Annotated in this window: 16 protein-coding genes and 1 rRNA gene; 7 read left to right on the top strand and 10 right to left on the bottom strand. The window is 70.6% G+C overall.

Going from position 1 to position 14,804, the window contains the following annotated elements; translation table 11 throughout:
• The 3 genes from AB0M29_RS20065 to AB0M29_RS20055 all read right to left on the bottom strand — a co-directional run.
• Window positions 1-92, bottom strand: a 16S ribosomal RNA gene (locus tag AB0M29_RS20065); the annotation flags it as partial.
• 529 nt (window positions 93-621) lie between these two features.
• On the bottom strand, window positions 622-1,881 hold the full coding sequence (gene tyrS / locus AB0M29_RS20060; RefSeq protein ID WP_365384268.1) for a tyrosine--tRNA ligase: 1,260 nt from the start codon (window positions 1,879-1,881) through the stop codon (window positions 622-624).
• Window positions 1,882-1,969: 88 nt separating this feature from the next.
• Window positions 1,970-2,602, bottom strand: a complete 633-nt coding sequence (locus AB0M29_RS20055) for a DNA-3-methyladenine glycosylase (protein ID WP_365384266.1) — start codon at window positions 2,600-2,602, stop codon at window positions 1,970-1,972.
• A 104-nt stretch (window positions 2,603-2,706) separates the two neighbouring features.
• On the opposite strand from AB0M29_RS20055, the gene AB0M29_RS20050 reads away from it, so the two are divergent.
• From AB0M29_RS20050 to AB0M29_RS20040, 3 genes are all read left to right on the top strand, one after another.
• Entirely contained in the window at window positions 2,707-3,504 is a 798-nt protein-coding gene (locus tag AB0M29_RS20050; protein ID WP_365384265.1) for a sporulation protein, read from the top strand.
• A gap of 64 nt (window positions 3,505-3,568) precedes the next feature.
• Complete coding sequence (locus tag AB0M29_RS20045; protein WP_365384263.1) at window positions 3,569-4,108, top strand: YbhB/YbcL family Raf kinase inhibitor-like protein; 540 nt, start codon at window positions 3,569-3,571, stop codon at window positions 4,106-4,108.
• 455 nt (window positions 4,109-4,563) lie between these two features.
• The gene (locus AB0M29_RS20040) at window positions 4,564-5,067 is read left to right on the top strand and encodes an HNH endonuclease (RefSeq protein ID WP_365384262.1); all 504 of its coding nucleotides are present in this window, start codon (window positions 4,564-4,566) and stop codon (window positions 5,065-5,067) included.
• Between the two features lie 97 nt (window positions 5,068-5,164).
• Here AB0M29_RS20040 and AB0M29_RS20035 read toward each other — a convergent pair whose 3' ends face one another.
• The 4 genes from AB0M29_RS20035 to AB0M29_RS20020 all read right to left on the bottom strand — a co-directional run bounded on the left by AB0M29_RS20035 (window position 5,165) and on the right by AB0M29_RS20020 (window position 8,406).
• Window positions 5,165-5,932, bottom strand: coding sequence for a sulfite exporter TauE/SafE family protein (locus AB0M29_RS20035; protein ID WP_365384260.1), 768 nt, complete (start codon window positions 5,930-5,932; stop codon window positions 5,165-5,167).
• A gap of 120 nt (window positions 5,933-6,052) precedes the next feature.
• Window positions 6,053-7,000 carry an SPFH domain-containing protein gene (locus AB0M29_RS20030; protein WP_365384258.1) on the bottom strand — a complete coding sequence of 316 codons (948 nt, stop codon included), beginning with the start codon at window positions 6,998-7,000 and terminating at the stop codon, window positions 6,053-6,055.
• 162 nt (window positions 7,001-7,162) lie between these two features.
• Window positions 7,163-7,594 (bottom strand): NfeD family protein, encoded by a 432-nt coding sequence (locus AB0M29_RS20025; protein ID WP_365384256.1) that lies wholly within the window; start codon window positions 7,592-7,594, stop codon window positions 7,163-7,165.
• Between the two features lie 20 nt (window positions 7,595-7,614).
• Window positions 7,615-8,406, bottom strand: a complete 792-nt coding sequence (locus AB0M29_RS20020; protein ID WP_365384255.1) for an ABC transporter ATP-binding protein — start codon at window positions 8,404-8,406, stop codon at window positions 7,615-7,617.
• A gap of 149 nt (window positions 8,407-8,555) precedes the next feature.
• Here AB0M29_RS20020 and AB0M29_RS20015 point away from each other — a divergent pair, with 149 nt between their 5' ends.
• Window positions 8,556-9,344: a hypothetical protein gene (locus tag AB0M29_RS20015; RefSeq protein WP_365384254.1), complete on the top strand. Its 789-nt coding sequence runs from the start codon at window positions 8,556-8,558 to the stop codon at window positions 9,342-9,344.
• A gap of 72 nt (window positions 9,345-9,416) precedes the next feature.
• Here the strand turns inward: AB0M29_RS20015 and AB0M29_RS20010 are convergent, their stop codons facing one another.
• The 3 genes from AB0M29_RS20010 to AB0M29_RS20000 form a co-directional block, all read right to left on the bottom strand.
• Window positions 9,417-9,656: a chaplin gene (locus tag AB0M29_RS20010; protein WP_365384253.1), complete on the bottom strand. Its 240-nt coding sequence runs from the start codon at window positions 9,654-9,656 to the stop codon at window positions 9,417-9,419.
• Window positions 9,657-9,868: 212 nt separating this feature from the next.
• On the bottom strand, window positions 9,869-10,513 hold the full coding sequence (locus tag AB0M29_RS20005) for a response regulator transcription factor (protein ID WP_365384251.1): 645 nt from the start codon (window positions 10,511-10,513) through the stop codon (window positions 9,869-9,871).
• Window positions 10,506-11,675, bottom strand: a complete 1,170-nt coding sequence (locus AB0M29_RS20000; RefSeq protein WP_365384249.1) for a GAF domain-containing sensor histidine kinase — start codon at window positions 11,673-11,675, stop codon at window positions 10,506-10,508. The genes AB0M29_RS20005 and AB0M29_RS20000 overlap by 8 nt, the downstream gene beginning before the upstream one ends.
• Before the next feature lie 200 nt (window positions 11,676-11,875).
• Here AB0M29_RS20000 and AB0M29_RS19995 point away from each other — a divergent pair, with 200 nt between their 5' ends.
• The 3 genes from AB0M29_RS19995 (at window position 11,876) to AB0M29_RS19985 (ending at window position 14,726) form a co-directional block, all read left to right on the top strand.
• Entirely contained in the window at window positions 11,876-12,604 is a 729-nt protein-coding gene (locus AB0M29_RS19995; protein WP_365384247.1) for an SDR family oxidoreductase, read from the top strand.
• Window positions 12,601-13,722, top strand: coding sequence for an S-adenosylmethionine:tRNA ribosyltransferase-isomerase (locus tag AB0M29_RS19990; RefSeq protein WP_365384245.1), 1,122 nt, complete (start codon window positions 12,601-12,603; stop codon window positions 13,720-13,722). The genes AB0M29_RS19995 and AB0M29_RS19990 overlap by 4 nt, the downstream gene beginning before the upstream one ends.
• A gap of 254 nt (window positions 13,723-13,976) precedes the next feature.
• Complete coding sequence (locus AB0M29_RS19985) at window positions 13,977-14,726, top strand: transglycosylase SLT domain-containing protein (RefSeq protein WP_365384243.1); 750 nt, start codon at window positions 13,977-13,979, stop codon at window positions 14,724-14,726.
• The last annotated feature ends 78 nt before the right edge of the window (window positions 14,727-14,804 follow it).

Raw genomic sequence — 14,804 nt, 5'->3', positions numbered from 1 at the left:
CTAATCCCCACCGAAGTGGTTCATCGTTCGACTTGCATGTGTTAAGCACGCCGCCAGCGTTCGTCCTGAGCCAGGATCAAACTCTCCGTGAATGTCTTCACGCAAGAGCGGCACCACAGGGAGGAATAATCCCCGGATGCACAGCGTCCTCGCTGATTGTTCTTCAAAGGAACCACATCCACACGAACAAAATGTCCGCGGGACGGGGTATCAACATATCTGGCGTTGACTTTTGGCACGCTGTTGAGTTCTCAAGGAACGGAAGCTTCCATCAGGACCGTTTCACCGGCCCCTCCGGGCTTTCCCTTCGTGTTTCCAACCCTACCAGATCCGCTTTGCGTTTCCGGCCCCTGATTGGATCGGGGTTTGTTCTCGCCTCTCGGCGTGTCCACTACGTTAGCCGATTTCCCGGCGGACTCATAATCGAGTCCTTCGAATTACTTTTTGGGCGCGCCAAAAAGTGACCCGATTGATCGGGAAGTCGTAGGTAGTGGGTGGCCGCTCGCCCGGTGCGGCCCGCCTTCGTGCGGGGCGCCCCATTTTTGCGGCTCGGACTACGTTACGCAGGAGCGGCGGCCGAGTCAAGCTCAGCCGCCGCTCAAACGTGGATTTCCGGCCATGCTAGGCCAGTTCGACCGCTCCGAGGTTCTTCTTGCCGCGCCGCAGCACGAGCCAGCGACCGTGGATGAGGTCGCCCGCGACGGGGGTCGCGTCCTCCTCGGTCACCTTCTCGTTGTTGAGGTACGCGCCGCCCTCCTTGATCGTGCGACGTGCGGCGGACTTGCTCGGGACCAGCTCGGTCATGGCCAACAGGTCCGCGATCGGGGCCAGTTCGGTCACCTGGGCGCGGGGCAGCTCGCTGAGCGCGGCCGCCAGGGTGGCCTCGTCCAGCTCGGCGAGATCGCCCTGGCCGAAAAGTGCTCTGGACGCGGCGATGACCGCGGCGCACTGGTCGGCGCCGTGCACCAGCGTGGTCAGCTCCTCGGCCAGCGCGCGCTGGGCGGCGCGGGCCTGCGGCCGCTCCTCCGTGGCGCGCTCCAGCTCCTCCAGCTCCTCACGGCTCTTGAAGCTGAAGATCCGCTGGAACGTGGCGATGTCACGGTCGTCCGCGTTCAGCCAGAACTGGTAGAAGGCGTAGGGCGTGGTCATCTCCGGGTCGAGCCAGATGGCGCCGCCCTCGGTCTTGCCGAACTTGGTGCCGTCCGCCTTGGTGATCAGCGGGGTCGCCAGCGCGTGCACCGAGTCGCCCTCCACCCGGTGGATGAGGTCGATGCCGGCCGTGAGGTTGCCCCACTGGTCGCTGCCGCCGGTCTGCATAGTGCAGCCGTACCGGCGGTACAGCTCCAGGAAGTCCATGCCCTGGAGGATCTGGTAGCTGAACTCGGTGTAGCTGATGCCCTGGTCGGAGTTGAGGCGGCGGGACACCGCCTCCTTGCTGATCATCTTGTTCACGCGGAAGTGCTTGCCGATGTCCCGCAGGAACTCGATGGCCGACATGCCCGACGTCCAGTCCAGGTTGTTGACCATGACCGCGGCGTTCGGCCCCTCGAAGGAGAGGAAGGGTTCGATCTGGGCCCTGACCCGCTCCACCCACTCGGCGACGACCTCGGGCGCGTTCAGCGTGCGCTCCGCGGTCGGCTTGGGGTCACCGATCAGACCGGTGGCACCGCCGACCAGGCCGAGGGGGCGGTGTCCCGCCTGCTGCAGCCGGCGGATGGTGAGGATCTGGACCAGGTTGCCGAGGTGCAGGCTGGGCGCGGTCGGGTCGAAGCCGCAATAGACCGTGACAGGGCCGTCCGCGAACGCCTTGCGCAGTGCGTCCTCGTCAGTGGAAACGGCGATCAGCCCTCGCCACTGCAGCTCGTCGACGATGTCCGTCACGGGTCTCGTGTCTCCTTGTATGGGCGGGTACGGGATGGAGTGGTACTGGTTCCAGCGTGTCCGAGGGTACGCGGTTCCGGCGAGTGGATTATCGGCGCTTGCGCGGGGTGTGGGCCCGGTAGGGGCTGACGGTGGGGTCGCCGTCGATCCAGTAGCGCCACGGGTGGGCGGCGCCCTGGCCGCCGACGCCGGTGCGCGGCCCGGTGCGGATGGCGGCGGGGGGTGGCGGGGTGCCGGTGAGGATCTGGAGCGGGCCCGGGGTGCAGGCGTCGGCGCCGTTGAGCGCGCGGTCGACGCTGAGGGCGGTGGCAAGCCGGGCGGGCCCCTGGGCGAGGTCGCTGTCCTTGCGCGAGGTCGGCCGGTGGACCCTGGCGAGGTCGGCGCCCGCGGTGATCTCGCCGCCGCGGAGCAGCACACCGCTGGGGGCGCCCTCCGGGCCGCACACCAGGTTGAGGCAGTGCCACATGCCGTAGGTGAAGTAGACGTAGACGTGTCCCGGTGGGCCGAACATCACGGCGTTTCGGTCGGTCCTGCCCCGGTACGCGTGCGAGCCGGGGTCGTTGGGGCCGTCGTACGCCTCGACCTCGGTGAGCCGTAGCTCGATGGGGCCGTCGGGGGTGTCGCGCAGCAGGGTGCGGCCGAGCAGGTCGGGGGCGATCCGCAGGACCGGGCGGTCGAAGAACGACCGGTGCAGCGGGACCCGTTCGGGTGGCGTGATCACGTCGTAGGAGCCTAGTGGAACCGCACGGGGTGCCCCGGCGTTCGTAGAGTTCGCCAAGCACAGGGCAACAGACGGCAAAGTGACGCGGACAGGGAGAGTGACGCATGGGGTTCAAGAAGCTGCTGGCCAGCATGGGGGCCGGTGGGGCATCGGTGGAGACGGAGCTGCGGCAGGCCGATGTGTACCCCGGCGGGGTGGTGGAGGGGTCGGTCCGTGTGCAGGGCGGTTCGGTCGAGCAGCGGATCCAGGGGCTGACGGTGGGCTTGCAGGCGCGGGTCGAGGTGGAGCGGAAGGACGCGCACGGCAACGAGACGGAGTACCACCAGAACATCGAGTTCCACCGGGAGCAGATCGGCGGGGAGTTCGTGGTGGCGCCGGGTGCGGTGCACGATGTGCCGTTCTCGCTGGCCATCCCGTGGGAGACGCCGATCACGATGTTCATGGGCCGGCAGCTCACCGGGATGCATGTGGGGGTGACCACCGAGCTGCAGATCGCCCGTGCGGTGGACAAGGGTGATCTCGACCCGGTGAACGTCCACCCGCTGCCCGCGCAGGAGGCGCTGCTGGACGCCTTCGGGCGGCTGGGGTTCGGCTTCCGCAGCGCGGACCTGGAGAAGGGGACGATCCGCCACACCCGGCAGCGGCTGCCGTTCTACCAGGAGATCGAGTTCCGTACGCCGGAGCAGTACAAGGGGCTCAAGCAGGTGGAGCTGACGTTCGTCGCGGACGGCAACGAGATGGATGTCGTGCTGGAGATGGACAAGAAGCCGGGGCTGTTCAGCGAGGGCAGTGACACGTACCGGTCGTTCACGATGAGCATGCACTCCTTCGAGCAGACCGACTGGGCGGCCTATCTGCACCAGTGGCTCGCCGAGGTGGGCGGCAAGCGGAACTGGTTCTGACGACGGGCCTAAGCTCGGCAGGGCATGCCAGTTCTCAAGCCAGGCCCAACCAGGAGGTGTCGAGGTGTCCGAGCAAGCGCGGCGGCCGCTCCCCCATGACTTCCATCCGCCGGTCGCGGAGTTCACCGTGGTGAGCGACGATGTGACGCCGGGCGGGGTGCTCAAGGACGATCAGGTGTACGCGGCGGGCAACACGTCGCCGCATCTTCGGTGGGAGGGGTTTCCGGCGGGGACGCGGAGTTTCGCGGTCTCCTGCTACGACCCCGACGCCCCGACCGGCAGCGGTTTCTGGCACTGGTCGCTGTTCGACATCCCGGCGTCGGTGACGGAGCTGCCGCGGGGCGCTGGGTCGGGTGACTTCCCCGGGCTGCCCGCGGGTGCGGTGCACGCGCGCAACGACTACGGCACCCGGGACTTCGGCGGTGCGGCCCCGCCTCCGGGTGACGGCTCGCACCGCTATGTCTTCACCGTCTACGCGGTGGACACCGACAAGCTGGGTCCGGACGCGGACGCCTCGCCCGCGGTGGTCGGCTTCAACCTGCGCTTCCACACCCTGGGGCGGGCGCAGTTGATCGGTGAGTACGAGGCTCCTGACGAGGGCTGAGCGCGGCTCGGCCGCTGGTGGGCGCCGCTGTCGCCCCTGGTGACTGGTTGCTCTGAGCATCCAAAATATTACGTTGCGTCCGCCGCCGCCCCGTCGCACAGTTGTCCTGTCGGCACCGCGGTGGCGGGGGCGGCGGAGCGTTGCGCTGGGGCGGTTGCCACGCGCTGCCGGCCGCCTGCCGGAGTCCGGTCTGCGGGCCGGGCGGCCACGCCGACTGACGCGCTCCGGGTGCCTGTTTCGCACGGGGGACGGCACCCGGAGCGCGCGTCTTCCCCACCGTTTTCCCACGGTCTTCCCAGCCGCCCTCGCTCAGAGGTGCGCGCAGGTGAACGCCGCCTTTCGGGCTGCCCATCTTCCTGTTGACACAGGGAAATTGCGTTGTCCGCCGGTGTGCCCGAGGGCACAGTGGAGCCACTTCGTCATGGGGGCGGAGCAGGGCCCGGGAGGTGGGCGGAATGCGGGAGACGCTGGTGCTGAACGCGAGCTTCGAGCCGCTGTCGACGGTGTCGCTGCGGCGCGCTGTCGTGCTGGTGATGCAGAACAAGGCCGTCGTCGAGCAGGCTCATCCCGGGCTGCGCATCCGTGCCGCCGCGGTGGAGGTCCCGGTGCCGCAGGTGATCAGGCTCTGCCGGTACGTGCGGGTGCCGTTCCGACAACGGGCTCCGTGGTCGCGGCGCGGTGTGCTGGTACGTGACCGGCACCGGTGCGCGTACTGCGGGCGGCGGGCCACCACGGTCGACCATGTGCAGCCGAGGTCGCGCGGGGGTGGCGACACCTGGCTGAACACGGTCGCGGCCTGCACCGAGGACAACCAGCGGAAGGCGGACCGTACTCCGGAGCAGGCGGGGATGCGGCTGCTGACCCGGCCGTTCGAGCCGACACCGGCGGACGCGCTGCTGCTCGCGCTGGGCGTGAGGGAGCGGGAGGGCCTGCCGGAATGGCTGGCCCTCCCGGCCTGACGCGTCGGGCACCGGGCTGATCCCGGCCCGCCGCCGGGACCGTGACAGGTCCCGGCGGCGGGCTCGTGGCTGCCCGTCGGCTGGGGCCCGTCCGGCGCTACTTCAGCAGCAGTTGGACGATGGCTGCGATGCCGACGACCACGATCAGGGCCCGCAGGGCGGTGGGTGGCAGGCGCCGGCCGACCCGGGCGCCGATCAGGCCGCCGATGGTGGCGCCGGCGGCGATGAGGGCGACGGCGGCCCAGTTCATCGGGGCGACGAAGACGAAGAAGAGCGCGGCGACGCCGTTGACTATCGCGGCGAGGACGTTCTTGAGGCCGTTGATCCGTTGCAGGGTCTCGTCGAGCAGCAGGCCCATCAGGGAGAGGTACAGCACGCCCTGGGCCGCGCCGAAGTAGCCGCCGTACATGCTCGCCAGCAGCATGCCGAGGACGAGGGCCGGGCCGCCGTGTGCGGGGGTGTCGGCGCCGGTGCGGTCGCGGCGGGCCTGGAGGGCGCGCCCGAGGCGGGGTTGGACGACGACCAGGACGAGCGCCGCGCCGATGAGGACGGGGACGATCGCGTCGAACGCCTTGGACGGCAGGGTGACGAGCAGGACGGCGCCGCTGAATCCGCCGACCAGGCCGACGAGGCCGAGCCGCACCAGCCGGGCGCGCTGCCCGGCGAGTTCACGGCGGTAGCCGATGGCCCCGGTGACCGAACCGGGGACCAGTCCGAGGGCGTTGGACACGTTGGCGGTCACCGGCGGCAGGCCGACGGCGAGCAGGACGGGGAAGGTGATCAGGGTGCCCGACCCGACGATGGTGTTGATGGTGCCCGCGCCGATTCCGGCCGCGAGGACGGCCACGGCTTCTGCTGGGGACATAGCTCATCTCCATGATCTCTGTGCCTCCTCCCCGCCGTTGAGGTCGAGGGGTGCGCGGTGATCATGTCATAGGCGGCGGTCCGGCCGGTGGGCCGTCTCGGTCCTTGCTCGGTGCCCTGCTCAGTCCTTGTCGAACGGCGGCGACTCGCGGCGCGGGGCGGGCGTGGTGGCCGCGTCGCGGTTGCCGTTGCCGGGGGCGCCGGGGATGTTGACTATGCCGCCGAGGCCCTTGAGCGCGTCGTTCAGTTCGCTGGGGATGATCCAGAGCTTGTTGGCGTCGCCCTCGGCGATCTTCGGCAGCATCTGGAGGTACTGGTAGGCGAGCAGCTTCTGGTCCGGGTCGCCGGCGTGGATCGACTCGAAGACCGTACGGATCGCCTGGGCCTCACCTTCGGCGCGCAGGGCGGCGGCCTTGGCGTCACCTTCGGCGCGCAGGATGGAGGACTGCTTCTCACCCTCGGCGGTGAGGATCTGGGACTGCCTGATGCCCTCGGCGGTGAGGATCGCGGCGCGCTTGTCGCGGTCGGCGCGCATCTGCTTCTCCATCGAGTCCTGGATGGAGGTGGGCGGCTCGATCGCCTTCAGCTCGACGCGGTTGACGCGGATGCCCCACTTGCCGGTGGCCTCGTCGAGGACGCCGCGCAGTGCCGCGTTGATCTCCTCGCGGGAGGTCAGGGTCCGCTCCAGGTCCATGCCGCCGATGATGTTGCGCAGTGTGGTGACGGTGAGCTGCTCGATGGCCTGGATATAGCTGGCCACCTCGTAGGTCGCGGCGCGGGCGTCGGTCACCTGGTAGTAGATGACGGTGTCGATGTTCACCACCAGGTTGTCCTGGGTGATCACCGGCTGCGGCGGGAACGGCACGACCTGCTCGCGCAGGTCGATGCGGTTGCGGATGGTGTCTATGAAGGGCACCACGATGTTCAGCCCGGCGCTGAGGGTGCGGGTGTAGCGCCCGAACCGCTCGACGATGGCGGCGCTGGCCTGCGGAATCACCTGGACCGTCTTGATCAGCGCGATGAACACGAGCACCACGAGGATGATCAGGACGATGATGATGGGCTGCATGTCCACTCCCAGCGCCGGTTGACTTGTGGAAGTCACGACGGACGAGACGCGTACTCCGTCATGATCAATTCTCGCAGACCGTCGGCCCGCCGCGGGCGGGGTTCGGCGAATTCCCGTACCGCGGTACCTGGTTGGTGCCCTGCCCTTACCCTGTGCACGCCGTCACATGACGACGGCGGTCGCTCCGTCGATCTCCACCACGTCCACGCTCTGCCCGGGGTCGAACACCTGGCCGGTGTCGAGTGCGCGGGCCGACCAGACCTCCCCGCCGAGCTTGATCCTGCCGCCACCGCTGTCGACCCGTTCCAGGACGACGGCCTGACGGCCTTTGAGGGCGTCGACGCCGCTGCGCAGTTCGGGGCGCTGGGTCTGGTGCCGGTACGCGATCGGCCGTACGACGGCGATCAGCGCGACCGAGACCAGCACGAAGACCACGACCTGGAGCACGATCCCGGCGCCGAGACCCGCGGTGGCCGCCGCTGCGACCGCGCCGACGGCGAACATGCCGAACTCGGGCATCGCCGTGATCACCAGCGGAATGCCCAGTCCCACGGCGGCAATGAGCCACCACACCCATCCGTCCACGGTATTCATCGTAGGGGCGGGCGGGTGGGTCAGGACAGGGGCAGGCCCGCCGCGGTCCAGCGGTCGCCACGGCGTTCGACGACCAGCGGGAGGCCGAAGCAGAGCGAGAGGTTGCGGGAGCTGAGTTCGAGGTCGATGGGACCGGCGGCGACGACCTTGCCCTGACGGATCATCAGGACGTGGGTGAAGCCGGGGGCGATCTCCTCCACATGGTGGGTGACCATGATCATCGAGGGGGCGATCGGGTCGCGGGCGAGCCGGCCGAGGCGGCGCACCAGGTCCTCGCGGCCGCCGAGGTCGAGGCCCGCGGCGGGCTCGTCGAGCAGCAGCAGCTCGGGGTCGGTCATCATGGCGCGGGCGATGAGGGTGCGCTTGCGCTCGCCCTCGGACAGCGTGCCGAACTTGCGGTCCAGGTACTCGCTCATGCCGAGCCGGTCGAGGAAGGCGCGGGCCCGGTCCTCGTCGATCTTGTCGTAGCTCTCCTGCCAGGTGGCGGTCATGCCGTACGCGGCGGTGAGCACGGTCTCCAGGACGGTCTGCCGGCGCGGCATCTTCTCGGCCATCGCCGCGCCCGCCATGCCGATCCGGGGCCGCAGTTCGAAGACGTCGACGCCGCCGAGCTTGTCGCCGAGGATCTGCACGGTGCCGCTGGAGGGGAAGAGGTAGCTGGAGGCGATGTTGAGCAGGGTGGTCTTGCCCGCGCCGTTGGGCCCGAGGATGACCCAGCGTTCCCCCTCGGCGACCGACCACGAGACGTGGTCCACCAGAGCCCGTCCGTCGCGGACCACGGATACGTCCACCAGCTCCAGCACATCGCTCATGAGCGCGTTGTCTCCCATTGCAGTCTCGGCATAGCGGATCCGGCACCGCCGTGCCGGCCGTCGGGTGGGCCGGCGGGTGCGGATCCCGGAGGAACCCCCGGGGAAAACTTACGCCACCGCACGACGGGTCCAGTCCCTAGGCTGGGGGCATGCTTGAGGAACCTCGTTCAGGACGGCTGGCCGCGTGGGGAAATGCCCTGCTTGCCGGACTTGCCGCGCCTGATGACGTCGCGCAGGAGATCACGGCGGGCGATGCCGTGCACCGGATCTCGGGGCTGCCGGGAGAGCACATGCCGGTGGGGCTGACGCTGGGGCTCGGCCGGCTGCGCGCGCTGGGGGTGCGGGGGCTGCGGCTGGCGCTGCCGGTGGCCGGGCACCCGCTGGGTCTGAGCGGGCCGCCGGAGTTCAACGCGCGGGCGATGGCCGCGGGCCAGGCGGTGGTCACCGTCGGCGACCTCGCGCTGGGGCTGGTCCCCGACATCCATGAGGCCGGCCCGGTGGGCGATCTCCATGTCGAGGTGGAGTGGGAGTGCCTGCCGGTACGGGACGCGCCCCCGGCCGATGTGCCGTCGCTGGGCGAGGCGGAGCGGGAGCTGGCCGAGGCGCTGCGGGACGCCACCCACGCGCTGGGCCAGTTGGACGTGGCGGGCGCGGGTCCGGCGGCGCAGGCCGCGCTGGACGCCTACCGGGCGCGGGCCGAGCGGGGCCGTGAGGTGCTGGCGCCCGGCTATCCGCCGCGCGCGGTGCGGGTGTTGGAGCTGGCGCAGCGGGTCACCGCGCTGGTGGAGATCGCCTCGGTCGGCCATGGCGGCGCGGTGAGCGCCTCGCAGATCGCGGCCCGCGCCGATCTGCTGCGGCCGGTGGAGCGTACGGCCCGCCGGGCGCAGGTGGCGGCGTACAACGCGTATGTGGAGGAGGCCGAGCGCCGCCGGTCGTGACGGCCCGGGCGTCGGGCGTGTGCGGTGCCCCGGGGGCGGGAGGGGATCGCGCACCCCGGGGCCCGGTGGCGGCTAGCTGTTGGCCGCGAAGTTGCCGAACGCGGGGTTCAGCAGACCGATCACGTTGACGGTGTTGCCGCTCACGTTGACCGGGACGTGCACCGGAACCTGCACCAGATTGCCGGAGCCGACACCCGGGGAGTGCGTGGCGGAGCCGCAGGCGTCGGCCTGGGCGGAGGCGACACCGGTACCGGCGACGGCCAGGCCGCCCGCCATGAGCGTGATGGTCACGGCCTTCTTCAGGTTCATCACTTGAGAACTTCCTCCTTGCAGGGGGCACCTCCCAGCGTTAGCTGGGGGAGCAGCGCGGCAATCCGCCGCGGTGCGTACTGCTGAACGGATCATCCGGTCATCCGGATGCGCCATTCGGGGGACATACACCCGACAGTATGAATCTCAGCCCGCAGCGGCCCGCCCCAGCGCCGGCTCCGCCCGACCCGACGTCGGCTCTGCTCCGCCCCCGCTCAGCTTCCGACGCCGTTGCGCACCGCCCACAGCGCCGCCTGGGTGCGGTCGGCGAGGTCGAGCTTCATGAGGATGTTCGACACATGGGTCTTCACGGTCTTCTCGGAGAGCACCAGCGCGCGGGCGATCTCGCGGTTGGACCGGCCGTCGGCGATCAGGGTGAGCACCTCGCGCTCGCGCTCGGTCAGGGCGTTGCCCCGGCCCTGGCCCGTGGTGTGCAGCTCCTGGGAGAGCAGCGCGCCCGCGACCTCGGGCTGCAGCAGGACATGGCCTGCGTGCACCGAGCGGATGGCGTCGGCGAGCGCGACCGGGTCGACGTCCTTGTAGACGTATCCGGCGGCGCCCGCCCGCAGCGCGGGGACGACGGTGCGCTGCTCGGTGAAGCTGGTGACGATCAGCACCCGTGCCGGGTTCTCGGCGTCGCGCAGCAGCCGCAGCGCCTCGATGCCGTCGACACCGGGCATCTTGACGTCCATGAGGATCACGTCGGGCCGCAGCTCCTGGGCGCGCGCGAAGCCCTCCTCGCCGTCGCCGGCCTCGCCGACGACCTCGATGTCGCCCTGCACCTCGAGGAAGGTGCGCAAGCCCCGGCGTACGACCTGGTGGTCGTCGACCAGCAGGACGCGGATCACTTTCTCAGCCACCGGGCACCTCCATCTCGATGACAGTGCCCTTGCCGGGCTCCGATTGCACGTTGAGGACCCCGCCGACGCCGCTGGCCCGGTCCCGCATGGAGACCAGTCCGAGGTGGCGGCCGGCCCGCCGGACGGTGGAGGGGTCGAAACCGCGGCCGTCGTCGCGGACCCGCAGCCGGGCGCCCTTGCCGTGGCCTTCGAGGACGATGTCGACGGTGTGGGCGTGGGCGTGCCGCAGGGCGTTGTGCATGGCCTCCTGGGCGACCCGCAGCACCGCTTCCTCCTGCGCTGGGGGCAGTGCCCGCACCTGGTGGGAGTGGAAGGTGACGGTGGCCGAGTGGACGCGGTCGAGCACATCGGCCTGGGTGCGCAGTGTGGCGGCCAGCCCGTCGTCGTCGAGGGCGGCGGGGCGCAGCTCGACCACGACCGCGCGCAATTCCTCGGCGGCCTCGGCGGCGAGCGCCGCCACCTCCCGGATCTCGCTCTTGGCCCGCGCCGGGGCGGTGTCCACCAGGGCGGCGGCGGCCTGGGCGGTGAGCCGCAGGGAGAAGAGCTTCTGGGAGACGGCGTCGTGCAGCTCGTGGGCGATACGGGCCCGCTCCCCCGCGAGGGTCAGCTCGCGGCTGCGTTCGTAGAGCCGGGCGTTGGTCAGCGCGATCGCGGCGTGGTCGGCGAGGATGCGCAGCAGCTCCTCGTCCTCCTCGGTGAAGCCGCCGGATCCGCAGCCGTGGCCTAGGTCGGCAGGACCCGCGGGAACGTGCTTGTTGGCCAGGAAGATCGCGCCGAGGATCTCGTCGTCGTCGACCACCGGCATGCCGATGAAGTCCTTCATCTCAGGGTGGGCGCGGGGCCAGCCCTGGAAGGACTCGAAGTCGCGGACGTCGGCGAGGCGGCGGGGGGTGGCCTCGTGCAGTATCGCGGCGAGGATGCCGTGCTGCCGGGGCAGCGGGCCGATGGACTTCCACTGCTCGTCGCTGACGCCGTCCACGACGAACTGGGCGAAGCCGCCGTGGTCGTCGGGCACGCCCAGCGCGGCGTACTCCGCGTCCAGTAGCTCACGGGCCGAGGCCACGATGGTCTGCAGGACCTCGCGCACCTCCAGCTGGCGGTTCATCGCCAGGACCGCGGCGCTGACCGCTTCGATTCCGCCTCTGGGCGGCCGGGTGGACATGCCCCCACGGTACCGGCGCGGGGTGACAGCCCGTATGCGGCGCCGGACCGACCGTCCTCGGCCCTGCGGCCTAGGCACAAGTGCCCCCGGCGGCTGCGCCGGGCGGCCGAGGCGCCGGGCGCGGGCCCGTTCCTACGGTGGGTGGCAGGTGGTCCGGCGGCAGGCCGGACCGTGCCGGGCGAGACAGGACGGGCGGGATCATGCCGGTAGCGATCATCACGGGAGCGTCGCGGGGACTGGGGCGGGCGCTGGCCGCCGAGCTGGCGGGCCGCGGCTGGGACCTCGTACTCGACGGGCGGAACGCGGACGCGCTGCGGGTGGCGGCCGAGGAGCTGGAGCGGCTCGCGGCCAAGGGGCCGGGGCCGGCGGGCGGGGTGCGGGCGGTGCCGGGCGATGTCACGGACCCCGGGCACCGGACCGCACTGGTCGCGGCGGCTCGCGAACTCGGCGACGGCACCGGCGTCGATCTGCTGGTGAACAACGCGAGCGCGCTGGGCGCCGAGCCGCTGGTGCCGCTGGCCGAGCTGCCGGTGGCGGGGTTGCGGAAGGCGCTGGAGACCAATGTGACGGCGCCGATGGCGCTGGTGCAGCAGGCGCTGCCCGGGCTGCGGGCGGCGGGCGGGGCGGTGCTGAACGTCAGCTCGGACGCGGCGGTGGAGGCGTACCCCACGTGGGGAGGGTACGGCGCCAGCAAGGCCGCGCTCGATCATCTGTCGGCGGTGCTCGCCGAGGAGGAGCCGGAGCTGCGGGTGTGGTGGGTTGACCCGGGCGATCTGCGCACCGAGCTGTACGCGGCCGCCGTGCCGGACGACGCGGACTTCGCCGACCGGCCGCTGCCCGAAACGGTGGCCCCGGCCTTCCTGCGGCTGCTCGACGAGCGCTCCCCCAGCGGGCGGTACACCGCCCCGGCGCTGCTGGAGACGCGATGACCACGGCGAGCGGGACGGTCAGCAAGGACAGGCACCTCTATATAGGGAGGAATACGCACATAAAAGATAAAGGGGAGAAGACCGGCAGTCTGGCGGGGCTCAGGGTTCCGGACTCGCTGCTGGCCAGGGCACCCGCGGCGCGGCGGGACGCGGTGCGGCTGCTGGTCGGCGAGCAGCGCACGGGTGAGGTGAGCCACCACGGCTTCCGTGAGCTGCCGGGGCTGCTGCGCGCCGGTGACGTGCTGGTGGTGAACACCTCGCGGACGCTGCCCGCCGCGGTGGACGGGCGGCTGGCGGGCGAGCCGGTGGTGGCGCACTTCTCCACCCGCCGCGACGACGGCAGCTGGGTGGTGGAGATCCGCACCCCGGACGGGCACGGCTCGACGGTGCGCAGGCCGGGCGGTCCGGCGGGCGCGGTGGTGGAGCTGGCCGGCGGCGGGCTGCTGCCGCTGCGGGAGCCGCTGGACCCGGACGCGGACCGGCTGTGGGTGACCGAGCCGTCGATGGCCGACCCGGTGGCGTACCTGCACCGGCACGGGCGGCCGATCCGCTACTCCTACACCGAGCGGGACCAGCCGCTGGCCGCGTACCAGACGGTGTTCTCGGTGCCGTCGGCCGACGGGGCGGGCTCGGCCGAGATGCCGAGCGCCGGGCGGCCCTTCACCGCCGGGCTGGTCACCGAGCTGGTCAGCCGGGGTGTGCAGATCGCGCCGATCGTCCTGCACACCGGGGTGGCGTCGGCCGAGTCGCACGAGCCGCCGTACGCGGAGCCCTTCGCCGTACCGGCGAGCACCGCGTGGCAGGTGAACGCGGCGAGGGCCGCGGGCGGGCGGGTGCTGGCGGTGGGGACGACGGCGGTACGGGCGCTGGAGTCGGCGGCGGACAGCCGGGGCGTGGTGCGGCCGGCGAGCGGCTGGACGGATCTGGTTGTCACTCCGGATCGCGGGGTACGCGCCGTGGACGGGCTGCTCACCGGGCTGCACGAGCCGGAGGCGTCGCATCTGCTGATGCTGCGGGCCCTGTCGGGGGACCGGCTCCTGGAGCGGGTCTACGCGGCGGCACTACAAGGCGGCTATCGCTGGCATGAATTCGGCGATGTGAATCTCCTGCTGCCATAAAGGTCACATAAAGCACCCCCTTCGTCACCTTGCGCGACGGAGGGGGCGCACCCATGTGAGGTGACCTATAGGACGTGCGTCACATACTAAGTCGCTTAGTGGAAAAGGAGGCCCGTGACGGCTCGCGAGGAATAGGGATTCCGCGAGACCGTTCACCGAACAACTACGAATACGGCTCGTAGTGGAGCTGATTGACCCCCGATTTCGGACCCTCTAAGAATTCTCAGGTCCGCAACCGGAAGAGGAAAATCCTGATGCAGCTCCCCACGATCCCGAAGTTCGGTCGTCTGACCAAGACCCACAAGATCACGGCGGCCGGCGCCGTTGCCGCGACCGCTGTCGTCCTGGCCGTGACCGGTCTGCAGGGGACCGGCGGGAGTGCGTCCGCCGCCGCCGACCCGACGGGCTTCTCCGTCGCGTCCCCCCAGGCGAAGAGCCTCGACACGCAGGCCGACCTCGCCAAGCAGAAGGCGATCCACGACGCCGCGGCGAAGAAGGCCGCCGACGCGGCCGCCGCCAAGAAGAAGGCCGACGCCGCCGCCGCTGCCAAGAAGGCCGCCGCCGCGAAGCGACTGGCCGCCGAGCGCGCCCGCGCCAAGCAGGCCGCGAACCGCTCGACGCACCGCGTGGTGCTGCAGCCGAAGAAGACCGCCGTCGCCCCCAAGGCCGCCGTGAAGACGTACACGAACGACCTGGACGGCTGGATCAAGCACTCGCTCGACATCATGGCCGCCGACGGTATTCCGGGCAGCTACGACGGCATTTACCGCAACATCATCCGCGAGTCGAGCGGTAACCCGCAGGCGATCAACCTGTGGGACTCCAACGCCGCCGCGGGTATCCCGTCGAAGGGCCTTCTCCAGGTCATCGACCCCACCTTCCAGGCATACCACGTCGCCGGTACCTCGTGGGACATCTACGACCCGGTCGCGAACATCACCGCCGCGTGCAACTACGCGTACCACGTGTACGGTTCGATGGACAACGTGAACTCCGCGTACTGATCCGCGCACTGATCCAACACGCCGTAAGCAAAAGGGCGGTGGGACCGATTGGTCCCACCGCCCTTTTGTAATGCCGTG

Source organism: Streptomyces sp. NPDC051976, assembly GCF_040680795.1.
Lineage (GTDB): Bacteria > Actinomycetota > Actinomycetes > Streptomycetales > Streptomycetaceae > Actinacidiphila.
The sequence above is the reverse complement of the archived record's forward strand: the minus strand, read 5'-3'. Positions and strand labels throughout refer to the sequence as shown.